General features: G+C 46.4%; 18 protein-coding genes and 1 pseudogene. 1 reads left to right on the top strand and 18 read right to left on the bottom strand.

Annotated features, from left to right (window positions below):
- Positions 1–24: 24 nt before the first annotated feature.
- A complete protein-coding gene (locus T360_RS0106515) occupies positions 25–1248 on the bottom strand; it encodes a hypothetical protein (RefSeq protein WP_028912066.1) in 1224 nt (407 codons plus the stop codon).
- Positions 1249–1266: 18 nt separating this feature from the next.
- A complete protein-coding gene (locus T360_RS0106510; protein ID WP_081772722.1) occupies positions 1267–3030 on the bottom strand; it encodes a WG repeat-containing protein in 1764 nt (587 codons plus the stop codon).
- A 986-nt stretch (positions 3031–4016) separates the two neighbouring features.
- On the opposite strand from T360_RS0106510, the pseudogene T360_RS14795 reads away from it, so the two are divergent.
- Positions 4017–4568: pseudogene (locus tag T360_RS14795) on the top strand (tyrosine-type recombinase/integrase); the annotation flags it as partial.
- Between the two features lie 3 nt (positions 4569–4571).
- Here the strand turns inward: T360_RS14795 and T360_RS0106500 are convergent.
- The 16 genes from T360_RS0106500 to T360_RS0106425 all read right to left on the bottom strand — a co-directional run bounded on the left by T360_RS0106500 (position 4572) and on the right by T360_RS0106425 (position 24795).
- Positions 4572–6032 (bottom strand): M6 family metalloprotease domain-containing protein, encoded by a 1461-nt coding sequence (locus T360_RS0106500; RefSeq protein ID WP_036929050.1) that lies wholly within the window; start codon positions 6030–6032, stop codon positions 4572–4574.
- Positions 6033–6038: 6 nt separating this feature from the next.
- Positions 6039–6872 carry a glutamate racemase gene (murI, locus tag T360_RS0106495; protein WP_028912063.1) on the bottom strand — a complete coding sequence of 278 codons (834 nt, stop codon included), beginning with the start codon at positions 6870–6872 and terminating at the stop codon, positions 6039–6041.
- Positions 6859–7374, bottom strand: a complete 516-nt coding sequence (locus T360_RS0106490; protein ID WP_028912062.1) for an OmpH family outer membrane protein — start codon at positions 7372–7374, stop codon at positions 6859–6861. The genes murI and T360_RS0106490 overlap by 14 nt, the downstream gene beginning before the upstream one ends.
- 35 nt (positions 7375–7409) lie before the next feature.
- The gene (locus T360_RS0106485) at positions 7410–7913 is read right to left on the bottom strand and encodes an OmpH family outer membrane protein (RefSeq protein WP_028912061.1); all 504 of its coding nucleotides are present in this window, start codon (positions 7911–7913) and stop codon (positions 7410–7412) included.
- A gap of 43 nt (positions 7914–7956) precedes the next feature.
- On the bottom strand, positions 7957–8472 hold the full coding sequence (locus T360_RS0106480; protein ID WP_028912060.1) for an OmpH family outer membrane protein: 516 nt from the start codon (positions 8470–8472) through the stop codon (positions 7957–7959).
- Positions 8473–8496: 24 nt separating this feature from the next.
- On the bottom strand, positions 8497–11163 hold the full coding sequence (locus T360_RS0106475; protein WP_081772721.1) for an outer membrane protein assembly factor: 2667 nt from the start codon (positions 11161–11163) through the stop codon (positions 8497–8499).
- Between the two features lie 77 nt (positions 11164–11240).
- Positions 11241–11984: an isoprenyl transferase gene (locus T360_RS0106470; protein ID WP_028912058.1), complete on the bottom strand. Its 744-nt coding sequence runs from the start codon at positions 11982–11984 to the stop codon at positions 11241–11243.
- 4 nt (positions 11985–11988) lie between these two features.
- Positions 11989–12639, bottom strand: a complete 651-nt coding sequence (locus tag T360_RS0106465; protein ID WP_028912057.1) for a DUF6089 family protein — start codon at positions 12637–12639, stop codon at positions 11989–11991.
- A 2-nt stretch (positions 12640–12641) separates the two neighbouring features.
- The gene (locus T360_RS0106460) at positions 12642–13778 is read right to left on the bottom strand and encodes a DUF6242 domain-containing protein (RefSeq protein WP_028912056.1); all 1137 of its coding nucleotides are present in this window, start codon (positions 13776–13778) and stop codon (positions 12642–12644) included.
- Between the two features lie 493 nt (positions 13779–14271).
- On the bottom strand, positions 14272–15885 hold the full coding sequence (gene pckA / locus T360_RS0106455; protein ID WP_028912055.1) for a phosphoenolpyruvate carboxykinase (ATP): 1614 nt from the start codon (positions 15883–15885) through the stop codon (positions 14272–14274).
- Between the two features lie 197 nt (positions 15886–16082).
- A complete protein-coding gene (locus T360_RS0106450) occupies positions 16083–16958 on the bottom strand; it encodes a carbohydrate kinase (protein ID WP_036929048.1) in 876 nt (291 codons plus the stop codon).
- 45 nt (positions 16959–17003) lie between these two features.
- Positions 17004–18155, bottom strand: coding sequence for an MFS transporter (locus tag T360_RS0106445; protein WP_028912053.1), 1152 nt, complete (start codon positions 18153–18155; stop codon positions 17004–17006).
- A 6-nt stretch (positions 18156–18161) separates the two neighbouring features.
- Positions 18162–19817: a DUF4980 domain-containing protein gene (locus T360_RS0106440; protein ID WP_028912052.1), complete on the bottom strand. Its 1656-nt coding sequence runs from the start codon at positions 19815–19817 to the stop codon at positions 18162–18164.
- 142 nt (positions 19818–19959) lie between these two features.
- Entirely contained in the window at positions 19960–21462 is a 1503-nt protein-coding gene (locus T360_RS14790; RefSeq protein WP_051523441.1) for a glycoside hydrolase family 32 protein, read from the bottom strand.
- A gap of 51 nt (positions 21463–21513) precedes the next feature.
- Positions 21514–23010, bottom strand: coding sequence for a DUF4960 domain-containing protein (locus T360_RS0106430; RefSeq protein ID WP_028912051.1), 1497 nt, complete (start codon positions 23008–23010; stop codon positions 21514–21516).
- A 48-nt stretch (positions 23011–23058) separates the two neighbouring features.
- On the bottom strand, positions 23059–24795 hold the full coding sequence (locus T360_RS0106425) for a RagB/SusD family nutrient uptake outer membrane protein (RefSeq protein ID WP_028912050.1): 1737 nt from the start codon (positions 24793–24795) through the stop codon (positions 23059–23061).
- Positions 24796–24852 lie beyond the last annotated feature (57 nt).

Genomic DNA, 24852 nt, shown 5'->3' with positions numbered 1-24852 from the left:
ATTTCTTTCTTTTCTGTTTTGAAATTATTTGTTTGACATTTCACGTATTAGCATGCCCTTGGCAAAATCTTTGCCACTGACTTTGCGGAAAGTAGTATAGCCAAGTGTGGCGCCTGTGGCCCCCTCTTCAACGGCCATGTAACGATTGTCCCAAATAAGATTATCAATGGGTTCAATAACTCCTACACGATTATATTCATGTTTCCCATTCTCTTTCTCAACAACTTCTAGTACTTCGAATTTGCTCTTCGAACTAACCCCCTCCTTCATTCCAATAAAGGCAGTGAGTGGCTCAACGCTCACTAATGGTGTCTTTGTTCTGAATTCGATGTAATTTCGTTGCAGGTCGACAACATTTTCGTCAATAGCTCGCTGACAAGCTTTGCGTACCATTACAATCGGCTCGTTTTCGTTAATGCCTAAGAATGACGTTGTACCACCACTACTCTCAACTTTGCCAACATACTTCAGCTTGTAGTCTCCTCGCGCAGCCTCAAAGGTAGCCCATTTCTCATGATTTGGTGTGCCAGAGTATTGCTCCTGATAGAATAGGTTAGCAATATCATCCGACCATTCCAGTTGGTAGAGGAAGGTGTTGATTTTTACTTTAAAACCTTTAATAGTTTCAACCATATCTCCGATATTGTCCGTCAAATCGTCGATATTGCTTCCTGTTGCTGCCGCAGCAACTGCTCCTAGAATCTTAATTATCGCAGCTCCTGTTTTTGCACCTTTATTCTTGTCTACGTAACGTATATCGTTCACAATGACAAAAGTGTTACCTATTAGATCTTCACCTGCATCCTGGAGCATAGCAATGCCGCGAGCTGAACGATCTGCCAATTGCTTATCAAACTCTGTCGCGTTATAGAGACCACGCTCTTTTATCAATTCCATGTCGCATTTCCCAGTGAAGAAATCTCTATTGAACCAGCGTCCAACTAGGCGACTTGCAACCTTATTATTATTAAGGAATGAAGTAATCTCAGTATTCTCCTTTTCACTACCAGCTCCAGATAGCTTTTTGTCCATGGTGAGGACTTTGACGCTCAGATTGTGATCGTTAAACTTGTCTGGAACAGGAATCTGCAAGAAAGCTTCTTTGATTTCACCTGCAAACTTTTGGTCTGTGTGATTAACTAAAATTGAATATATCGAACTGCGTCGATAATTTGATTCTGTTTCTTGGGCAAGTGTGTTAGAAACTGTTGCTACTGCAAGTCCTAATATGATATATCGCATCTTCATAACCGTCTTTCTTTGAAGTTAATAATTCCATTCATTTTTACTTAGTGTTGCATTCAAATCGTAAGAACGATTCTCACGTGTGGCCTCTAATAGTATATTCTTCTTCTCCATGGATGTTAAAGCGCGTCCATTACGCTTTTGGATTTCTTTTACTATCAGGTCTTTATATGCTACAGAAACAGGCATATCCATCAGTACTTCATCATTGGTATTTATGAGATAGCCGAATTTATCAATGTTCTTTGCTACATCAACATTGTCGATATCTGTTTTGACTGCATTTGGAAGAAATATTTGTGCGCGATTCAATGGCGTGTTGTCGACTATCATGTCCGTTGGTGCAACATGGGCGATACCTTCTTTGAAGTTGTCAACTCTTTTATAACCAGTGGTAGATATCTGATTAGTTTGCAGATTATAGTGATAGAATAGTGAATCCTCTTTCGTTACCCACATGTGTTTTGTGTTACGCTCCGATGGGAAAACAACGTTTGCGAAAGCTGTAGGGATGAGTTCTGAGTTCTCGGGTGAAACCATTCCCCATTTTCCATCTTTCATAACAGCAATCATGTCGTATATGTTGCCGTAAGCTTTCTCGAATTCGAAAGGAACTCTGATGTCACCAGAGCGAGTGATACAACCATATTTTCCTTCTTTTAAGACAGAAAACACTTGTTGATCTTCTTTGAATCTAGGAAATTCGATTTCATCATATCCAGATAGTGGTGCGATGTCATTGTTATGATCATTAAAAACTTCCCACTTTCCAGAATTGTTCTTTGCAGCCCATAATCCACTTGCAATGCTATGCTTTAATGAAGAATATCCTGTTCTGACTGTTGTCCCGCTATTGTTGATGAATGACCATGTGCTGCCATTAACAGGTGCAACTTCGCCGATAAAATCTCCATGAGTCCAGAATTTGATGTCATCGAACTTTGTGTCGAATTTGGCTGCTTCAAATCCTTTACCAGTGCTTAGATTGTGATAACCGCATATTGTTTGTTTCTTTGTAACATTATAGTATCTTACCATACCACTCTGTGGTTGCATAACAAAGTAGTACAAACCTGGTTTTAAGATTTCTTTTCCTTTACTATCAATGATGCCGGCATTATAAATCCCAAGGTTATTCCCGCTGAATCCCAAATAAGTACAATCAGTAACTAAGGTGTCTGCTGTGCAATGGTAGCTGAACAAAAGACGTTTCCCCTCGTAGTATTTTACTTCATTTGCTCCATCATATGCAAATTCATATAGTCCTTTGTATTTTGGTTCTACTAATATGTCTCCATTTGCATTGATAATACCATACTTTGCTTTTGCCATGTATGTCTTTTTGTCGGAGGGTGTAGCTTTACCACCTAATGCAATTATTGCTTTACCATAGCAATTTGGACGCGAAATGAATGAGTACTTAGCTGGTAGCATTTCTTTGCCTTCATGGTTCGCAAGTCCCATTAATTTTCCTGATTTGATAAGGTAAAGGTTCTTGTTCCATGGGAATATCTGAGTGTATTTCAATGGAAGCAAAACAGTTCCTTTAGTGTCGATTATGCCTGACTTTCCACCCTTCGTAACAATTGCAATACCGTCATTAAAAGGTTGGGCAGATTCATATTGACATTTGATGACTTCATTACCATCTTGGTCAACATAACCAATTTTACCTTTCTTGTCAACATGAATCTTTAATTGTTGAGCTTGCACATTCATAGGTTGAGCTTGCACATTCATAGATAGTACAAGACCTGCTAAACATAGAAGTTGTTTTAGGTTCATAATTTTTGTCTACCAGTCTATAGTCCCAGATTCGACTGCTTTAAAATCGTTACTATTGACTATTTTCGACATAAAAAGAAAGCGTGGGAACTCTGCATGTCGCTCGTCCCACGTGTAGAGGCCTTCGCATTGCCCGGAATTGTTGAACGAGCAACGCTGAAGCCCACGCCGATATGAATATAATCCTCCCCTTCTCAATCACCTCAATTTACTTGAGACGAAAGAAAATAGGGGATTCCTATATACAATCCCGAGGACATCTGCTGTTGCTGTGTTCTGACAATTCCAGAAAGTTGCGAAGTTTCTACACGTCAAAACAAAGCGCTTTGCAAACGCCTTTTTTAATATGTCGTGACTATCTCGTACCACACCTGCTACGTTCCATTTGGGGATGCAGGCCTCTCTTGGCTTGGTGTGGTTTGTCTTTTGCGATGTGATTTGCTGAATACGTTCGGCTATATCATTTGGCGTCAGACAACAAGTAGTCAACTGCAAATATACGTAATTTTCTCATAATATCAATTTATTTCTTGGAAAACTACTAATTTTTTGGATTATTTAATAACTAATGTTAAAATGAATGGCGTATAATTGATTTGGCTTAAGTCTGACAAACAGTTTTTCTTCTGTATTATTCCCAGGTTGGGAATGTTTCGTTCCCAACCTGGGAAGCAAATGTTCCCAACTTGGGAACATTTTTCGCACCCTTGTTGGTTGACTTTTCCTGATTTCACTAGACATTTTTTCTCTTTATTAACTGAAAAAGTAGACGATAATTCTGTTGTCGTACTGAATCGATAGACACAAGCGAAAAAACTCTCATCTCTCAATAATTTTATGTAAGTGCTTTATACATAGTCGTTTACCGGACTGAGAGATTCTCCGCATCCCTCCCTTATCTCTCCCTAATCTCTCATGTGGTCTCCACTTCACAATGATTCAGATGGTACTAATTGGAGGGATGAAGGGAGGGATAAAGAGAATCTCTCAAAGCTAGTATCGATCTCTCTAAGTGGGAGGGACATCGTAATCGTGCTATCATTGAGGTGCTCTTTTCGTGTGGACTTCGTGTTAGTGAACTTGTAAACTTGAAGTTGTCCGATTTATATCTCGACGAGGAGTATGTCCGTGTATTGGGTAAAGGCTCTAAGGAACGTTTAGTACCCATCTCGCCAAAGGCCATTCAAGAACTGGGTTACTGGTTTGATGATCGCCAACTGATGAATATCAAACCAGGCGAGGAGGATTATGTGTTTCTGAATCGCCGTGGGGCTCATCTTACGCGTACTATGATTCTGATTATGATTAAAGCTCAGGCTAAGGAGGCTGGCATACAGAAGACTATCTCGCCTCACACACTTCGCCACTCTTTTGCTACTGCTCTGCTTGAGGGTGGTGCCGACTTGCGTTTTATTCAAGCCCTTTTAGGACATGAGAATATTGGCACCACAGAAATCTATACCCATATAGATACCTCAACCCTGCGCCAAGAAATCTTGGAGCACCACCCTAGAAACATGAAGCATCAGCAAGACTGAGGTTTAGTTGAAAACCACTTTCTTCGTTTCTCCGTTTTTGTATTTGATGATATATAGGCCCGACTTTACTTCGCTAGCGTTGATTCGTCGGCCATATAGATCGTAGATAGCTTCTGGTTTGTCTGATTGTGGCGTCGTGGTACTGATGCCCGTTGGTGTGCTGTCCATGAAATGGAAACTTGCCAGTCCGTTCACTACACGCATCTTGGTAATAGGTTTCGACATCAGTAGTGAGTTGTCGGTGTTTGGATGGATTAGTTCTGCTGCGGGCACCGACAGGTTTGTTAGCGAGTCGTTGGCTACATAAGGGTACGCCCATCCACTTTGTCCTGATACATTACTATTGTTGTTGGCTGGGATAATCGTGTAGCGCAGATAATTTGCATTTATGTTTGCTAAATTATCCCAGAGTGTCTTATCATAATCGATGTGGAATATGACGAGGCCGCTTCCTGGCAGATTTGCATCCCAACCTTTCTTTTGGCGGTTTTCTATGATATAGAATTCATTAGAGTAACCGTCATTGCGCACGAGATAGGCCTTGGGTTCATCAGACAAGGCTGGTATGTTATTGATCTCTTCAGCGGTCGTCAGCTCTTGAATATCTATCCATCCCATAAGCATTCGTTCGAAAGCAGAGTAGTTGCATGGCTTGAATCCGTCGGCATTATAGTTGCCAGCATCCATCAGGTCCCAATATTCTATGATGCTCTTGCCTGCATATATATCTGGCAAATTGAAACAGTGGCTGTATTCATGACATATTGTGCCAAAGGAACCGTAGCTATTCGTGTTTTTTCTTTCCTGAATACAGCAGTATCTGTTTATTATGTAGTCTTTCCCACCGCTGGTTACGTTTTTTGTGTGACCTCCAGTGTGCCAAGTCAGGAAACTATGGTGCGGCCAGATGGTATTCGTGCCACCACCATCATTCTGTCCTTTGCCAGCATAGATGATGATAATCTGGTCGATATTTCCATCATCATCCCAGTCGTATGTTGACCAGTCTATATTCCCTCTGTTGGTTAGAGAATCCACAATGTCGTAAACAAGATATTGTGAATTATCATCGTTTTTAGCTGTACTGGCATATTTCGCACACTTGCTGTTTAACCTCACATATTGCAGGTCGAACTGTAAATTTAACTTTCCGTAGCTCTGATCGTAGAAATAATCGTGTACAGAACCTATAAATTGGTCCTCAGCAAATCCCTCTTCATTAAAGATCCTGCCCCAAAGCTGTAGTGGATTCGGGTCTACAAAACTTACGTCAGCAAAAGCTGCCAGAACTACCAGTTGTCTTTTATGGCCAATATATGAGACGCTTCTGTTTTGCTTTACACTACGTGTTAAGGCGCGTTGTGTGTTATTGCGGATGTTGCAACTGCGCAATCTGATACTGTCATCAGCAGCAGCGCTGACAACCAGTAGCAGTAAGAGTATGGTTTGGATAACTCGTTTCATCTTCGTCTATCCTAGTGTGATGTTCTCTACCTCTACGGGCTCGTGGAGGAATATCTGGGCTTGTTCCTGGAACTTCTGTGGGTTCTCTGTTGTCAGGTAATGAACGCTTGCATGCTTTGAGCAATGCTGCTCCATGTTGGGGTGGCGTTCGAGATAGTTTTTCAGACTCTCAGCCACATATTCACCCTGCGGAACAACCCGTACGCCTGCTGGCAGATACTTCAGTATCTTAGGCATGAGTAGGGGATAGTGGGTGCAGCCCAGGATAATGGTGTCGATGGCTGGGTCCTTGCGCATGATTTCATCGATGCGTTTTTTTACGAAGTAGTCGGCACCAGGCGAATCGGCCTCGTTGTACTCTACCAGCGGTACCCAGAACGGACAGGCCACACCCGATACCTGAATGTCAGGACTGAGCTTGCGTATCTCCAGGTCGTAGCTCTCGCTCTTGATAGTACCTTCGGTGGCTAATACGCCCACATGGCGTGAGGTGGTGAGCGAACCGATAATTTCGGCAGTAGGACGGATGACGCCCAGCACACGGCGCTCAGGGTCTATCTGTGGCAGGTCGTTCTGCTGTATGGTGCGCAATGCTTTGGCTGAGGCTGTATTACAGCCCAGAATGACGAGGTGGCAACCCATCTCGAAGAGTTTGACTACAGCCTGTCGTGTAAACTCATAGACCACATCAAACGAACGTGGTCCATAAGGTGCACGGGCATTGTCGCCCAAATAAAGATAATCGTATTCGGGTAGCAGCTGACGGATTCCATGTAGGATGGTGAGTCCGCCGTAACCACTGTCGAAGATTCCAATTGGTCCGGGATTACTTGAGAGCATCCTTTACGATATCATTGATGTCTTCGCCCATGTCGGGGTTGATAAAAGGTAAGGCCTTTACATCGGTGTCGAGAATGAATGCATAGCCCCTATCTTGTCCGATTGCAGCAAGTACGGCATTAAGCTTGGCATAGAGTGGTGAAAAAGCCTCTGTTTCGGCTTCGGCCAGCTGTTGGCGACTGCTGTTCTTAAAGTTGATGTTCTTCTCCATCAGTTCCTGCAGTTCACTCTGACGTTTCTGCAGAATACTCTTTGGGAAGTCGCGCTGTCCATCAAGAAACTCCTCGTACTTCCTGTTGAATTCGTCTTCTACGCGCTTGGCTTCAGCCTGATACTGATTCTTCAAGTCGGTCAGTCTTTGCTGTACCAAGTTGTAATCAGCCATCGACTGGATGGCAGCCTGATAGCTAAGGTAGCCAAACTTAACAGATGGTGTGGCATCGTCCTGTGCAAAAGCGTGGAGCGATACGAATGCCACAAGAAGTACGAGGAATCGTTTCATGGTGGTGTGATTTTGTTATTATACTATTCGTTTGATTACTTCAGACCGAGTTTGGTCTTAACCTGAGCAGTTACATCAGTAGAGAGGGTAGTGCTGATGTAAGGCAGCGAGTTGTTCTCCATAATGTAAACATACTGACCAGTCTGACCTACAGCCTTGATGGCATCGAGAATCTTGGTCTGGATGGCCTGCATCTTCTCAGCTGAAGCTTTCTGCAGTGCCTGCTGGTTGTCCTGATAGCTCTGCTGAATCTTCTGATACATGTCCTGGAGCTCCTGCTGGCGGCGCTGCTTGATGTTCTCGGGCAGAGAAGCCTGCTCTTTCTCGAAAGCCTCACCCTTTTTCTGCAGCTCGTCCTGCATGCTCTTCAGGTCGGCCTCATACTGGTCCTGCAGGGCTTTGATCTCGTTCTGGGCTTTGGTGAACTCAGGCATGGCCTGCATGATCTCCTGGGTGTTCACATGGCCGAACTTGCCCTGTGCATTAGCGGTGCTGATACCGCAAAGTGCGCAAATTGCGCAGATGATAAATTTCTTCATATTATTATAAGTTTTTAAATTATCAATTGTCAATTATCAATTATCAATTTGTGTATCCCAGTTTGCGGAGCACCTCAGATGAGATGTCGATCTTGGGTGAGCTGAAGATGATGCCAGCCTCACTGGTACGATCGAGTACAAGCTGATAACCACGCAGATCGGCAATGTCTTTTACGGCATTGTAAACCTCTTCCTGGATAGGGGTCATCAAGGCTGTGCGCTTCTTGAAGAGTTCACCTTCTGGACCGAAGTAGTGCTTCTTCAGTTCGGCAGCCTGCTTCTCCTTGTTGACGATAGCATCCTGCTTAGTCTTCTTCTGCTCTTTTGAGAGGAATACCACTTCGTTCTGATAGTTCTTGTAGAGGGTTTGAGCCTCGGCATTCAAGGCGTCCACCTCTGCCTGCCACTGCTTAGATACCTGACCTAACTGTTCGTTAGCACGCTCGTAGGCTGGTATATTCTTCAGGATATACTCCATGTCGATCACAGCCACCTTCTGGGCGCTGATGCTTGTGAAACCGCAGATGGCACAAAGTGCACAAATAATCAATTTCTTCATAACTATCTACACTTTTAATTACACTTAGAATTCCTGTCCGAGAATGAAGTGGAAGTTGCTTCCGCCTCGCTTCTGAGCGCCATACTGGCTGGTATATACATTGTCGAAACCGTATGCCCAGTCGATACCCATCAAACCTACCATTGGCAGGAAGATACGTACACCGATACCTGCAGAACGCTTCATCTTGAATGGGTTGAAGTCTTTAGCGCTGGCCCATGCATTACCACCCTCCAGGAATCCAAGACCATAGATGGTGGTGTTACCCAGCATGAAGGGGTAGCGCAGTTCCAGGGTGAATCGGTCGTAGGCGTATGAGTTGTAAGATGAGATGGTGCCGCCCTTCATCATGGTCTCGTAGGCCGAAGAGTAAGAGAGCGAACCATTTTCGTAACCACGCAGACCGATGGTCTCCTCAGAATAGCCGTATGAATAGCCACTCATACCATCACCACCCACATAGAAGGTCTCGAATGGTGAGCGCTTATCCTTGTTGTAGCTGCCCAGCAGTCCCATCTCTACACGAGTCATCAGCACGAAGCACTTCTGACCGTTTGTGAGGGCTGTAAAGGTGCGGCTCTTGAACTTCCATTTGTGATACTCAATCCAGCGGTAAACATCCTGCAACTCGTCCTCGTAGGTAGATGAGTTAGAGTTCTTGGCCAGATTCTTATAGTCCTTATTGTCGAACAGCGACCAAGGTGGTGTAACGGTTACCGATGCCATGAACTCTGAACCACGGCGTGGGAAGAGCTGGTTGTCGGTAGAAGTACGGCTCAGAGTGAGACCGATGTTGATGTTGTTACAGTTACCGTTGTGGATATAGAAGTAGCTCCAATCGCGCAGCATATAGCGTGAGAAACCGAGCTGTGCCGACAACTGGAAGTAGTCATCTGGCCAGCGCAGACGCTTACCCCAACCAAGTGATGCTCCGAACACGGTCATGGTCTTGTCATCATCAAGCATTGACTCATAGTTCATGTAGTAGGGGTTGTAGCTTCCCATACCATAGGTGTACATCGAATAGTTGTTGTAGAACGCGTTGTTACGATAATAACTAGAGATATCGCTCTGCTTAGAGTAGAACACACCTACATTGAGGCTGTTAGGACGCTTTCCGCCAAACCAGTTGGTACCATAGTTTGCACTCAGCGAGCTGTAGTACGAACCGTTGGTCTGGAAACTGAAGCCGAGCTGCTCGCCATCACCATAAGGCAGGATACCACGGTGCAGCTTGTTCTTACCAAACAGGTTGCGGATAGAGAAGTTGTTGAACTTGATACCAATCTTACCGATGATACCTGTCTGTCCCCATCCGAGTGAGAACTCCAGCTGGTCGTTGCTCTTCTGCTCCAGGCGCCAATTCACGTCAACCGAACCATCCTCAACGTTTGGCTTGATATCGGGTACCACCTTCTCAGGATCGAAGAATCCCATAGAGGCGATATCACGAACCGAACGTGTCAGAGCTTCCTTATTGAACAGGTCGCCTGGCTTGGTGCGCAGCTCACGGCGTACAACCTCTTCGTAAAGACGGTCGTTACCGTAGATGCGAACGTGGTTGAGGTGAGCCTGAGGACCCTCGGTAACGCGCATCTCAATGTCGATAGAGTCGCCGTCGATGTTCACTTCGACGGGGTCGATATTCGAGAATACATAACCATTGTTGTAGTAATAGTTGCCTGCGGCATCCTCATCCTCCTTCAAACGTTTGTCGATATGCTTCTGGTTATATACATCACCCTTCTTCATACCAAGAACGGCATTCAGATAGTCGGTAGTAACCACGGTGTTTCCTACCCATGTGATATTGCGTACAAAGTATTTTTCTCCTTCGTCAATCTTCACAAACACGTTCACGTGCTTGTCGTCGAATGCGTAAACCGAATCTTCGATGATGGTAGCGTCGCGGAAACCTAACTCGTTATATTTCTCGATAAGAGCCTGTTTGGCCTCCTTGTAACGTTCGTCGGTAAACTTCTTGGCTTTGAAGAAGTTGGTGAGCTTGCCTGCTTCATGAATCTTACCGAAAGCACCCTTGCCAAACAGCGAGCCTTTAATCTTGCTCGTCTTCAACTTATCGTTGCCTTCGAAAATCAGGTTGCGCACCTTCATCTTGTCCTTTTTGTCGATATTTACATCCAGTGTTACCTGTCCTGAGGCATCCTCATGCTGCACAATATCGATCTCAGCATTCTTGTATCCCTTGTCGTCGAAGTATTTCTTAGCCAGAATCTTAGCACGGTCGATGATATTACGAGTGAGACTCATGCCTTTTACCATACCCAGCTTAGCCTCCATATCCTCGCGCTCGGCCTTCTTGATTCCGTTGTATTTGATGTCCTTGATACGTGGACGCAAGCCCAGGTGGATGCACAGATACACCTTGCTTCCTACGATAGAGTCGGCTGTAATCTGAACCTTTGAGAACAATCCATTACGCCAGTAGCGCTTTACGGCTTCGGTTATCTGTGAGCCTGGCAACTCAATCTCCTGACCTACCGTCAGTCCCGAGAGACCTGCCAATACATAGTCCTCATATCCTTCTACACCCTCTACTGCGATACCACCGATTTCACAGGTACGTGGCGTACCGGCATACGAGATATCTGGGTTTACAATCTTATCCTGAGCAGAAGCCATTAAGGGGAAAAAGATAAGAAGGTAAAAAGATAACACTCCCCTTACCATTCTTTTCACCTTATTAATAATATATATACAAGCCACTTCCTTCTTCTATTTTTTTTACTTTCTATTTTCTTATCTTTTTACTCTTTCTCTTCGGCCTCTACCTGTGCCTCGGTCTTACCAAATCTGCGCTGACGGTTCTGATAGCTGTAGATGGCTTTATGCAGGTCGTCCTCCATAAAGTCGGGCCAGTATGTGTCGCAGAAGTAAAGTTCCGAGTAAGCAATCTGCCACAGCAGATAGTTAGATATACGAACCTCGCCACCAGTGCGTATCAATAGGTCGGGATCGGGCATGAAGTTGGTCCACAAACGCTCGGTGATTGTGTCCTCGGTGATGCTGTTCACATCCAGTTTACCTTCTTTCACCTCCTGAGCAATCTGCTTGGCAGCAGTGGTCATCTCTAATTTCGATGAGTAGCTCAAAGCCACAACCATGGTCATGCTGTCATTCTTGGCTGTATGCTCCTCTGTCTCGGCCAGCTTCTTGTTTACTGCTTCTGGGATGCGTGAGCGATCACCAATCACACGGAAACGTACGTTGTTCTTCATGAAAATCTCATCCTCAAGCGATGTGAGTACCAGTCCCATCAGGGCTGCCACTTCATCAGCTGGACGATTCCAGTTCTCAGTAGAGAAGGTGTATAGTGTTAAGAACTTCACTCCCAGTCGGGTACACTCAGAGGTGATGCGGCGTACAGCGTCAACACCAGCCTGATGACCAAAACTACGGTCTTTACCACGCTCCATAGCCCAACGTCCATTGCCATCCATGATAATAGCAATATGCTGGGGAATCCTGTTCATGTCTAAAAGCTCCTTCATATTCTTAATATCTATCGTTGTTACACGTTTTGCATTTCTCCCAGAGGTCGTAGGTTAGTGCTATTTGTAGCACGCTGTAGCCATCGGTGTTCTTAAACAGGCCGCTGCTCTTAATGCCTAAGGGATCTTTTCTGCCGTCCAGCTTGTCGCTCAGCGTAAAGCGCATAGCCCATTCTGCTGTCAGGTTCAGACGATTACCTATTTTGTATTTAATGCCTGCGCCTATTGGCAGGTTCATTGTAGCGCCATCTTCTGGTCCGCCATAGAGGGTGGTTCCCAAGCCCAGAGTGATGAAAGGCGTAAAGCGCTGTGCGCCGCGATATTCCAGTCCAGTGCCGTATGGCCAAAAGTTGTACTCTAACCGTACATCAGCTTCTGTCATCTGGTGACTGAACTGATATTCTTCATTGGCTGCTTCCCCCTTCAGTTTAGCTGTACCTAAGTCGAATGCTAAAGCCACACGTGGATCAAGGCGGTATTTGGCCACAAGTGCCAACCAGGGTTGCATGCCTTTTAGTGGGTTGCTGTTGTAGTCACCTACATAGCTTGCCAATCCAGCTCCTGCACCTATCTCCATCTTGTACTCAGGCTCAGCCTGAGCATTGGCGACCATCGTTATGGTCATGGCGAAGATGACTGTCAGAAGCTTTCTCACTGTTACTCAATGATAAGGCCTCGCCAAACTTCACCGGTATCTTTGCCTATCAGCCAGAGATAACCGTTTTCGTCGGTTGTGGCGCTGAGATTATTGGTGCCCAATGCTTCGGGTAATGTATATTTCGTAGTCGTTTTCCAGGTGATACCCTGATCGCGACTTACGTAAATCTTCTTGTCGTTGCCGATGGCCATCACCTGGTTGTTGAAACGCACCAGATTCAGATTCTCCATCTTGGGCAGGTAGTAACCTTGTTGTGACTCAAAAGGAATAAGTATCCACTTCGATGGCAAACTGTTCTTGGCGTATTCTGCAATCTTGCGCCATACAACACAAGCTTTGTCGCTCTTGTCGTTGGTGCCAATCAGCAGTTGATAGTCGGTAGAGTCGTTGGCAGTAAATGGCCATGAGGCAAATGCGATATTGTCTGCGGGCAGCCATGAGGCATCCTCGTCGATATCGTCGGCAGCCCATGTTTCTCCATTGTCTTTGCTTGTCATCAGCATGCCGTCGGTAGCAAGGGCATAGCCTTCAGCCGAGCCATAGCCTATCCACTGCTTCATGCCTGCAGATGCAGCTTTTTCTTCCCAAAGCGCTCTCTTGGCATCGGTAGGCACATCGGCTATCGTCTTCTGCTCCCAGATCATCTTACCGGTTTCTGCCTGGTGTACGTTGATCTTTACGTCATAGCTACGATAGGAAGCACCCGACTGTGCGTACACACGCAAGTCTCTCATTTTGGTGAAGTCTATCGAGTCGCTGCTATTATAGTAGAGCAATGAGTCGTTGCCATTCTTATCAGGGTAGTTAACCACTATAGTACCAGCATTAATACTGCTGATAGTGGCCAAGATACGTGTCAGGTCGCAATCAGAGGGCAGCGAGTCGGTATTATAAATCTTGTGCTGCGCCTGGTCGATTGTGAACACTACAGGGTCTGTTAATGCCTTCTTATAAACAGAGTCTGCACCTTTGGATGTTGTGGTATGTACATAACGATTTACACACGACAACTTGAATGCAGTAATAGCCGTGTTCTCGTAATACTGGGTGGTGTCTTCTTCTTTATCCTTCAAGCATGAAGTCATCAGCAAAGCGCCCGCCAGCATCATACAGAGCGTAGAAATATATCTTTTCATTGAGTCAATAATCTCTATTTAATCCAATTTGGCTGCAAATTTACGCACATTTCTGCAAAAATGAGCACATTTCGGCTTAAATTAATGAAAAAATGCTATAATTTGACCGATTTTAAGTTAGTTTAGGTTTTTGATACCAAAAAGAGCGCGGTATGAATCACTCACCCCGCACTCATTTCAACGAATGTTGGTATGCATGAGCGTATAGATGCTCAGGCCGGCAGACAATGCAACCGTTACCAACATAACAGTTGTTTGAAAATCTAATAACATAATCTTTATACCTTAAAATAATACCTAATGAAAAAGAAGTAATCTCGCGATTACAACTGCAAAGGTACTAATATTAATCGATAATCAAAAATGGGTGGTTGATAATTTGGGGGGCTTTTTATTGCTTATTGATTTAAATCAAAAAAAATTGGCCACGCCTTTCGGCGCAGCCAATTCGCTATATCTAATTGTCAATTATCAATTGTCAATTGTCAATTTCTTAAAGCTTTGGTCCAGCAGCTACAAGTGCCTTACCAGCCTCGTTGCCCTCGTACTTCTTGAAGTTCTTGATGAAGCGGGCAGCCAGATCCTTAGCCTTCTCCTCCCACTCAGCAGCAGTAGCGTAAGTGTCGCGAGGATCAAGGATAGCAGGATTTACGTTAGGCAGCTCTGTTGGAACCTCGAAGTCGAAGAAAGGAACCTTCTTTGTAGGAGCCTTCAGGATGCTTCCGTCCAGGATAGCGTCGATGATACCACGTGTATCGGGGATAGAGATACGCTTGCCGGTACCGTTCCAACCAGTGTTAACGAGGTAAGCCTTAGCACCGCTCTTCTCCATCTTTTTAACCAGCTCCTCAGCATACTTTGTTGGGTGCAGCTCGAGGAATGCCTGACCGAAGCAAGCAGAGAAAGTAGGAGTAGGCTCAGTGATACCACGCTCTGTACCAGCCAGCTTAGCTGTGAAACCAGACAGGAAGTAGTACTTGGTCTGCTCAGGAGTCAGGATAGATACTGGAGGCAGTACGCCGAAAGCATCAGCTGACAGGAAGATTACGTTCTTAGCGTCAGGACCTGCGCTCTTACCGTTAACCTTCTGAGCGATCTTCTCGATGTGGTCGATAGGATAAGATACACGAGTGTTCTCTGTAACAGTCTTATCAGCGAAGTCGATCTTACCATCCTCGGCAACAGTTACGTTCTCCAGAAGAGCGTTACGCTTGATAGCGCCGTAGATGTCAGGCTCGTTCTCCTTGCTCAGGTTGATAACCTTAGCGTAGCAACCGCCCTCGAGGTTGAATACACCCTCATCGTCCCATCCGTGCTCGTCGTCACCAATCAGCAGACGCTTTGGATCGGTTGACAGAGTGGTCTTACCTGTACCAGACAGACCGAAGAAGATAGCGGTGTTCTTACCCTCCATGTCGGTGTTAGCAGAGCAGTGCATTGAAGCGATACCCTGCAGAGGCAGATAGTAGTTCTGCATTGAGAACATACCCTTCTTCATCTCACCACCGTACCATGTGTTAATGATAACCTGCTCGCGGCTTGTTGTGTTGAAGGCAACACAAGTCTCTGAGTTCAGACCCAGCTCCTTGTAGTTCTCAACCTTGGCCTTAGAAGCGTTGTAGATGACGAAGTTAGGCTCGAACTTCTCCAGCTCCTCAGCTGTTGGCTGAATGAACATGTTTGTAACGAAGTGTGCCTGCCAAGCTACCTCAACGATGAAGCGAACAGCAAGACGAGTAGCCTCGTTAGCACCGCAGAATGCGTCAACAACATAGAGGTTCTTGTTGCAAAGCTCCTTAACGGCGATATCCTTTACGTTAGCCCAAACCTCCTCAGACATGGGGTGGTTGTCGTTCTTGTACTCCTCTGTAGTCCACCATACCTTATCCTTGCTCTGCTCGTCGCATACGATGTACTTGTCCTTAGGTGAACGACCAGTGTAGATACCAGTCATAACGTTTACTGCGTTGAGCTCTGTGTTCTGACCCTTGTCGAAACCTGTCAGACCAGCCTTTGTCTCCTCGGCGAAGAGAGTCTCATACGATGGATTGTGAGCAATCACGGTAGAACCGGTGATGCCATACTGAGTCAAATCTAACTTTGCCATATTTCTAATCTTATTTTAAGTTGTGAATATTATCCTTTGTTATAAATCGCCTGCAAAGTTACAAATTATTATTGAATTGCAAGTGTCATTTTGCATTATTTTGTGCGCACACAATTCTTTTTAGGTTAAAGAAATTAAAAAAAAATGCCGGAGCAGTGCTTTTGCCACTCCGACATATCATTTTCTTCAACCTCTTTTTACTTCTTCAGTTCTTCAGGAATTACGGGCATAGCTCCGTTCTGGGTGCATACAAAGGCACTTACTCTGACAGCGATTTTATGGGCTTCCTGAACAGGCAGACCGTTGATGATCGAGGCGCAGAACGAACCTGTAAACGAGTCGCCGGCACCTACAGTGTCGGCTACCTCTACCTTAGGTGTTTCTTGGAATGAGCACAGACCGTCGTCGGTGAAGACGTATGAGCCATTGGTGCCACACGTCAGTACCAGCATCTTCAGGTGATAGTCTTGCACAATCTTTTGGCAGGTGTCGCGCATATCTAAGCTGTCATAGCCAAACATCCGGTTGACAACTATCAGTTCTTCGTCGTTAATCTTCAGGATGTTACAGATGCAGAACGAGTCCTCGAGAATCTCTTTCGAGTAGAACTGCTGACGCAGGTTGATGTCGCAGATTTTTAAACAGTCTTCTGGCGTGGCGTCCAGGAATTTACGGATGTTCTCTCGGCTTACTACGTTGCGTTGTGCCAGTGATCCGAAACAAACGGCACGGGCATTCTTGGCTATCTCCTGCATCTCATTGGTAAAGGGGATATTGTCCCATGCTACGTTTTCCTTAATGTCATAGGTGGGTATGCCGTCGCCCGTTAGCGTCACTTGTACCGTACCGGTAGGATAGGGTACCTGGGGCATCAGGTAGTTGAGGTTGTGCTCTTTCAGCGCCTCAATGGTCTCCTCGGCCAGCGCGTCGTCGCCAAGTGCGCTGATGGCAATAGTGTCCAATCCGAACTGTGCTGTATGATAGGCGAAATTTGCTGGTGCACCACCCAGTTTCTTGCCTTCTGGCAGAACATCCCATAAAGCCTCGCCGAGGCCAACGATATATCTCTTCATAATACTTATGATTTTAAATTCTTACCTTTTTACTTTTTTACCTTTTTATTTTTTTACCTTTCCAACGTAGGTAAACAGATAAATCACGCCGATAGCCATGACTGCTACTGCTCCAGCCTGTCCGATGGCATCGCTGGCAAATCCCATCATCAGTGGGAAAATCGTGCCTCCGAACAAGCCCATAATCATCAAACCCGACACCTCGTTCTGCTTCTGTGGCATGGCTGTGAGTGCCTGTGCAAAACAGATAGAGAAGATATTTGAGTTGCCGTAGCCCACCAGGGCGATAGCTGTATAGAGTATCCACTTCTCGGTGCCAATAAACAGACCACACATCGACAGGGCCATCATGATAACGCTGATAACAAAGAACGTGCGATTGGGTAGTACTCGCAGGAAGAAAGAACCTGTCAGACAACCAATTGTACGGAATATGAAGTAGAGACTGGTAGCAAAGGCTGCGTCGTTCAAGGTCAGACCTAATCGCTCCATCAGAATCTTTGGTGCAGTGGTGTTGGTACCCACATCAATACCCACATGGCACATGATACCGAAGAATGACAGCAGTACGATAGGGGTACCCAGTAGTTTCAGGCACTCGGTGAATGTCGAAGCCTTACCTTCGCTCTTCTCCTCTTCCTCAATTGGGGTTACTGCCAACAGCGCTGCTGCCATAATACCTACGATGAAGTAGATGGCAAAGAGTACGCGCCAGTCATATCCGAATGAGGGTAGAACTTGTGTGGCACCCCACATGGCCAAATATGGTGCCAGGAACGAGGCGATGGCTTTGATGAACTGCCCAAAGGTGAGTGTCGATGCCAGGTTGCCACCTCTCATCACGGTTGATACCAGCGGGTTCAGCGATGTTTGCATCAATGCATTACCGATGCCTAACAGCGAGAAGGCACAGAGCATGATAGCGAAAGTCTCGCCAAATAGGGGTAGCAGTAGTGATATGATCGTTACTGCAAGTGATAGCAGTACGGTGTTTTTTCTGCCTATTTTGTTCATCAGCATTCCTGTGGGCACGCTGAAGATCAGAAACCAGAAAAAGACGAGTGATGGAAACACATTGGCTACAGAGTCACTCAGTTGGAGGTCTTCTTTTACATAGTTCGATGCGATGCCAACCAGGTCAACAAAGCCCATGGCAAAGAAGCAGAACATCACAGGGATAAGCGCAAATTTCTTCATATGTCTTTACTTTATTTCGTAGATTGTTACTTTGCCACCTTTTACCTTAATATTATTATAAGGCTCGGATGGGAATACTAAATTGGTCATAGCCATTTTGCCCTCGGCATCGAAAGCTTCAATGCTGCAGCGGTCGATAAACAGGCGCAACTGCTTGATGGTGCCGTATGTCGGGGCTGTGGTCACGCAAGGGAATGCTTCGCTAAAGTTAACGATACCGCTCTTGGTACGGTCCATCTTGAACGACTGCTTGGGAGTGTCGTAGGTCATCACTACCTGCTCACCTTTAGCGTTCGACAGTATGATTTCTGCCTGGTTCTTGAGGTCGATCACTATTTCACAGGCATCTGTCGGTTTCTTTATCTTTGCGCCACGAACGGCCAGCATCTCTTTTGATGGCGTCACACTGACGTAGGTTTCTTCGCCGCAGGTAAAGAGACCTAAGTCGCGGGGAATAGAGTTGGCTGAGCGATATTGCTTGGTGGGTACTTGATTGGCATACTGCCAGTTGCTCATCCATGCCAGCACTACATGCCGCTTCTCTGGGGCATTATAGAACGATACCGTGGCATAGTGGTCTTTACCATAGTCGAGCCATTTAGTAACCTTTGGCATCGACTCGCAAGTGAACTTATGACCATCAAACTGTCCGACAAAATACTGTGTGGCGCTGCCGCCGAAGGGGCCTCCGGGGTTGATGTTGCAGATAAGCACCCACTTGTCGCCAATCTGAATCAGGTCGGGACACTCCCAAACGCCACCGTGATTGCCATACTCCTGACCGAAAGCTGACTCGTATTTCCAGTCTTTCAGGTTCTCTGACGAGTAGAGCTGCATCTCCTGACCTACTGCCAGAATCATGATCCAACGTTTGGTGCCCTCAAACCAGAATACATTGGGGTCGCGGAAGTCGGGCTTGTCACTGGTCAGTATAGGGTTTCCTTCATATTTCTTAAACGTCATTCCACCGTCGTTAGAGATAGCCATCGACTGTGTCTGGTGGTGACCGGCTGAGGTGTAGAAGGCTACGACATCATCTCCGTTGGTGATACATGAGCCACTGAAGATGCTGCCTAACCAGTCGGGCTCGAAAGTCAGTGGCTGTGCTTCCCAATGCACCAGGTCTTTCGACGTAGAGTGCCCCCAGTGCATGTTCTCCCACTGTGAACCGTAGGGGTTGTACTGATAATACAGGTGCCATACGCCATCCTTATAGAACATACCATTGGGGTCGTTCATCCAACCATATGCGGGGGTGTGGTGATATACCGGACGGAAATGCTCACGGTTTGTGGTGTCATATGTATCGGAGTATTTGATTTCCTTCCAACAGGCAAACTCAGCAACAGCACCTTTGAGTCGGCGATCGCCATGAAACTCGATGTCAAGCAGCTTGGCATCTCGCAACTCGTAGGGCACATAATAGTCAACACGGTCAACTGCCAGTTTCACATTGATGCGTTGCATCATCTCGTTCTTCCCGTTCAGTACGGCAATCGCTGCAATGTCTTCTGTCTCCTGTACAGGCAGCAGCAAGTATTTGCTTGGTTGTTCCACTCGTATCATCGTATGCTTTTCGCCAAGCACCATAGGTGTTACCTGTGCCATTGCCGATACATAAGTCAGTACTGTGGCAACTGTCATGAGTACTGTTTTTCTCATTTTGCTATTCATTATTTGTTGTACGATTTTAGATTTTTGCTGCAAATGTACTATAAATCATATTTATACCCTATAATTTATGTTACATTTCCTACGAAAAATCGTTCATTGCAACATTTTTCTGTGCAATGAACGATTATTTTTACCAAATTCTTGTCAGGTTACGCAACTGAGCAGAAGCGTTACCATTGATAAACAGATGGTCGTAGATAGACTTCGGAAACACCAGATTTGTCATCGACATAGCACCGTCTTTGGTGAGAATCTCTATTGATGATTGGTCAACAAACAGGTCTATGATGACATCCTTGCCTTCAACATTGAGCGGAGCCTGCATAGATGGTATAGAGAATGTTCCAAAGGTTTTTCCTGTAGCACCCGATCTCTTGGCTGCCAGCGTGCGTGTTGCTGCGTAGATGTCGATTACAAATTTCTCTTCGCTACTGTTGCTCAGCGTGATGGTGGTGTTTTTGTCCGTGTTCACGGTGAGGCGTAGCTGATAGGCCGATTTCTGCGTATCAAGAGGTAGCGCCTCTGTGCTGACTTCCTGCCACTGACTGGCTATCTTATCTATCTCGCTAACTACCGGACAACAGAGTAATGGCTTGCCTGCAAATTCTGTGAGTTTTAACTCGCGAGGCAGTGTCATGGCCGAACGCCAAGGCGAGCAAGGTACATCGCCGGCATAGCTCCAGTTGTTCATCCAACCTATCAGTAACTTTCTGTTACCAGTGTTGCTCCAGGTCACACCAGCATAGTTGTCCATACCATAGTCCAGCCACAGCGGATAGTCAAGGGCGTCAGCTTTGAACTCCTTGCCGTCGAACTGGCCGACGAAGTACATGGTTCCAGAGCCCAATATCGGTCCACCTGGGTTTACACTGACTATGAGCACCCACTTGTTGCCAAACTGTATCAAATCAGGACATTCCCATTGTATTTCTGGACGACCGGGCAGTTCAACAACAAACGTGCTTAACTTGTTCCATGTCTTCATGTCGGTAGAGCCGAAGAATTCTATGCCTTTGCTCCAGCCCTTGGCTAGCGACATAATCCATTGTTTGGAGTCAGCATGCCAGAATACCTTTGGGTCGCGCTGCCTGTCGTCATTATTCTTGATAATGGGGTTGGCAGTGTAGCGTGTGAAGTTCTTTCCACCATCAGTAGAGTAGGCCATGCTTTGCTGTTGTCCGGCTTCGCTGGCCGAGGTGTAGAATGCTACCATGGCATCTGCGCCGAAACCAGCGGTGTTGTCATGATCAATGACTGCTGAGCCAGAAAAAATGTCACCCAATGCATCGCGGGTCAGTGCAACTGCTTGCTCTGTCCAGTGAATCATGTCGGTACTGGTGGCATGCCCCCACGACATGTTTCCCCAGCTGTTACCTTGTGGGTTATACTGATAAAACAGGTGATAGACGCCATCTGCATATACCATCCCATTCGGGTCGTTCATCCAGTTTCTGGCTGGCGTGAAGTGTATCTGCGGACGATATAATTCGTTATAACTGTCGGCAGTAGGTGCTGGAGGCGTAACAGGTTCCTCGGGGGTTGGTGGTGGTGTCGGAGGCGCCGGTGTCTGCTTCGGATCGTCGCTCGAACAACCAATGAAGGTAACCGCCATCAGGGCGGTTACCAACATCATTGATAAGTTCTTTAGCATTCGCATCGTTTTGTCGTTGAGAGTAAAACGGTGTTATCTTGTCTTCAAATATTCCAGAGAGTTCTTAGCCAGTGTGAGTACATTCTCCTGATAGATGTTGTTCTTAGGATGTGCACTCTTGTCTGGTGTGCCATCGGCGTTCTTCATCGAGAACTCGCAGCCGCCGTTGCCGATACAGAGCAGTGTGCCCTTGAACTCGGTGTTACCCTGCTGGGCCTCCCATACGTTCATCTGACTAACCCACCATATCTGGCTGTCCCATGTGCCGAGAGGATAGATACCAAAGGTCTGTGTGCACTGTGTGTAGCAGGCCTCTTCCTGGTTGCCGATGCCAGTCCACAGACTAGGCAGGTTGAATACCAGACAGTTGTGGTCCTCAGTCCAACCTGGACCCTTGAAGGCTATCAGCTTCGTGTCAGGTGTGGTCTCTACCTCAAGTCCCTTGTAGATAGGATGAGATGAGTGGTCTTTCTTGAACTTGTGGTCAGGATTCAGCTCAACAGCCATCTTCCAGACATCGTTGTTGATGCCGCCGAAACCGGTGCCGATGGTGCGATCGTTACTCTTCCACTCATCCAGATTAATACGTCCCAGATGTCCGGCATATACCGTAGCGTGGCTCCACAGCAGCATGCTTCCACCATCCTTATACCACTGCTGGATGAATGGCGTGGCAGCCTCTACCACCTCTGGCATGGCAAATACTTCGCTTTCGCCAACACCTTCCAGGTCGCGCATCCAGAACAGTACGCGGAATGGATCGATAACATCTATTGAAGTGATGTCCTTGAAAGGTACGAACTGAGCTGTTGGGTATGTCTCGTGCAACCAGAGCCATGCTGAAGCCTCATCATCGTCGCCATTCTCAACCAACTCCTCTGGTGTGTTGTAGATGCTCAGGAATCCGATGGCAGTCTTACCGATGCGGAGCGACGCCTTGGTAGAGAGTGATGCGCCCTTCTCATTCTGGGCCACCAGTGTTACCTCCCATTCCTCACCAGTCTCTACGTCCTTGATGAGATATGATGTGGCTGAGCCGGCGAGAGTCTCGTTGATGGTTCTTACACCGTTGGTGGCTGTCAGCAGGATGCTTGTGGCATCAGCAGCCTTGTTCCACTCCACCTTTGCATCATAGCCGCCATCCTTGTCAAGCTGACTCATCTGCAAACCGCTGATGCTGGTAGCACCTTCACGGATGTAGTTCTTGACAACACCTGTTGATGTGTTGGTGCCGTCGGTGAGCTTAAACACATACTCGAAAGCCACATTGGTGGGCACTCCATGATGTGTAAAGGTATTACCGCTAACGGTCTCTGAAGATGAGATAGTACCGTTGCGATAGATAGAAACACGCATCTGGGCATTTTGGGCAGGCCATGACCAGATATAGTCGTCGCCCGACAGCTGTCCAGTAATCTGTGATGCATCAGGAGCGCTGAGCTTCATAGCCTCGCGGTCGATGTCCTTGTCCTGACAAGCGGTCAGGACTAAGGCAAACATCGCCATTATAATGAATGATAGCTTTTTCATAACGTTATAATTATAGTTCTTAATTATCAATTATCCATTGTCAATTCTTTAATTGTATCCCTTGTTCTGAGTGTAAAGACCAGGTACGTAGTACAGCTGGATGTAAGGCAGTGGGAAGTACTCGTTCTTACCAGGTGTGAAGTGCGCATCCTTATAGTACTGTGCGTATGTCTGTTTACCGTAAACCACGTCCTTCTCAGTCTCAAAGAATGCATTCAGTGTCTTCGAGGCGATACCCCAGCGGCGCAGGTCGAAGAAGCGGTTGCTCTCCATGGCCATCTCCAAGCGGCGCTCCCACTGCAGACACTTACGGGCAGTCTCCTTATCTTGGAAATACGAGGTGGGATAGAGGGCAATCTCGCACTGGTCGGCAGCGTAGGCAATGTGCTTGGCTACAGAATTCTTAGCACGCTGACGGATATTGTTTATGATGGTACGAGCCTCTTCCAGTGAGCCTGTTTCAATCAGTGCCTCTGCACGCATCAGCATCACGTCGGTATAGCGCAGTACATAGTCGTTCATGGCGAATGCTTGCCATGGGTTGTCGAATGTCTCTCCCTTAGAACGCTGTGGCACTTCCTTCAGAGAGGCATAGTAGCCATAGGTGTTTGGTGTACGAGAGTTGTCGGTAGTCATGGTGTACTGAGCCTCGTATTTGTATGGGAATGTAGGCATACCTACTGTGTGGAACAAACGTGGATCCCACTTCTGGGCTGTTGGCACACCGTTGATAGGATAGTCGATCTGATCGTTATAATTATCAAACATGGGCAGACCGTCCTTGGTCTTGAATGCGTTCACCAGGTTCTGTGTGGGCTTGTGGAAGTCCCAACCGCACGACCAGATACCCCAGCAGCCATTCAGCATGTTACTCCAGTTGGCGCGTCCATACAGGGTGTTGTCGTCCTGATAGTCAGAATGCTGGACAGCGAAGATGCTCTCTTTTGAATTCTTGTACTCAGGCAGGAAGATATCGCCGAAGTCCTCCAGATAGCCATACTGTGAGTTGGCAACCTCCTGTGTATATTTCAGCACTTCCTGCATATACTGACTGTTGATATGGCTTGTGCCTGTATTGGCCTCGTAACCATCGCCCCATGCCATCGTCAGGTAACATTTGGCCAGGTAGGCAGCAGCAGCAATCTTGTTGGCGCGTCCTCCTTGTGCCTGTTGTACTGGCAGTACATCATAGGCAGCTTTGAAGTCGGCTACAATCTTCTGCATCAATTCCTCGTGCGAGAACTCATCGTTACGTGTCTGCTCCTCAGAGTGAACCTTGTAAACCTCTTCGTCAATCCAGGGCACCTGATTCCAAAGCTGCACCAGTTTGAAATAGAAGTGGGCACGGAGGAAACGAACCTCGCCTTCGCGGATGGCCTTTGTTTGTTCGTCCATAGTCGTACTGTTGGCCAGTGATACCAATGCACGGTTACAACGGCTGATGGAGCAGTAGAAGTGATACCACAATTCGTCCATATGATCGGGCGTAGAAGCTGTCAGGGTTGACCATACCTCTACTGGGTGGTAGTTTGTATCTGTAGTACCCGAACCGCCTTTCATGGCATCGTCTGATGATACGTCGCCATAAGGCCAGAGGTTAAACGGATAGGTGTACCAGTCGTCGCCCAATTTGGCGTAAGCAGCAGTCACCATCTCTTCGGGCTGACTCATGGCAATGTCTTCATTGATAACACCCTTTGGAGTTACGTCGATGAAATCGTTGCACGATGTGAGCGTACCGCAAACGATCAGACCTGCGCAGATTGCTTGATATATTGTCTTCATAATTGTATTGCTATTAAAAACTTTAATCCTTCAATTCTTTAATCCTTCAATTCTTTA

This window comes from Prevotella sp. MA2016, from assembly GCF_000619825.1.
GTDB lineage: Bacteria > Bacteroidota > Bacteroidia > Bacteroidales > Bacteroidaceae > Prevotella.
This window is presented reverse-complemented; position numbering and strand designations above follow the sequence as displayed.

Coding starts and splice junctions, on each gene's coding strand:
- T360_RS0106460 (WP_028912056.1), bottom strand. CDS start 13,778: ATGAAAAGATATATTTCTACGCTCTGTATGATGCTGGCGGGCGCTTTG.
- T360_RS0106425 (WP_028912050.1), bottom strand. CDS start 24,795: ATGAAGACAATATATCAAGCAATCTGCGCAGGTCTGATCGTTTGCGGT.
- T360_RS0106430 (WP_028912051.1), bottom strand. CDS start 23,010: ATGAAAAAGCTATCATTCATTATAATGGCGATGTTTGCCTTAGTCCTG.
- T360_RS0106510 (WP_081772722.1), bottom strand. CDS start 3,030: ATGAACCTAAAACAACTTCTATGTTTAGCAGGTCTTGTACTATCTATG.
- murI (WP_028912063.1), bottom strand. CDS start 6,872: ATGCTCTCAAGTAATCCCGGACCAATTGGAATCTTCGACAGTGGTTAC.
- T360_RS0106445 (WP_028912053.1), bottom strand. CDS start 18,155: ATGAAGAAATTTGCGCTTATCCCTGTGATGTTCTGCTTCTTTGCCATG.
- pckA (WP_028912055.1), bottom strand. CDS start 15,885: ATGGCAAAGTTAGATTTGACTCAGTATGGCATCACCGGTTCTACCGTG.
- T360_RS0106440 (WP_028912052.1), bottom strand. CDS start 19,817: ATGAGAAAAACAGTACTCATGACAGTTGCCACAGTACTGACTTATGTA.
- T360_RS0106470 (WP_028912058.1), bottom strand. CDS start 11,984: ATGAAGGAGCTTTTAGACATGAACAGGATTCCCCAGCATATTGCTATT.
- T360_RS14790 (WP_051523441.1), bottom strand. CDS start 21,462: ATGATGTTGGTAACCGCCCTGATGGCGGTTACCTTCATTGGTTGTTCG.
- T360_RS0106480 (WP_028912060.1), bottom strand. CDS start 8,472: ATGAAGAAATTGATTATTTGTGCACTTTGTGCCATCTGCGGTTTCACA.
- T360_RS0106515 (WP_028912066.1), bottom strand. CDS start 1,248: ATGAAGATGCGATATATCATATTAGGACTTGCAGTAGCAACAGTTTCT.
- T360_RS0106500 (WP_036929050.1), bottom strand. CDS start 6,032: ATGAAACGAGTTATCCAAACCATACTCTTACTGCTACTGGTTGTCAGC.
- T360_RS0106475 (WP_081772721.1), bottom strand. CDS start 11,163: ATGGTAAGGGGAGTGTTATCTTTTTACCTTCTTATCTTTTTCCCCTTA.
- T360_RS0106485 (WP_028912061.1), bottom strand. CDS start 7,913: ATGAAGAAATTTATCATCTGCGCAATTTGCGCACTTTGCGGTATCAGC.
- T360_RS0106490 (WP_028912062.1), bottom strand. CDS start 7,374: ATGAAACGATTCCTCGTACTTCTTGTGGCATTCGTATCGCTCCACGCT.
- T360_RS0106450 (WP_036929048.1), bottom strand. CDS start 16,958: ATGAAGAGATATATCGTTGGCCTCGGCGAGGCTTTATGGGATGTTCTG.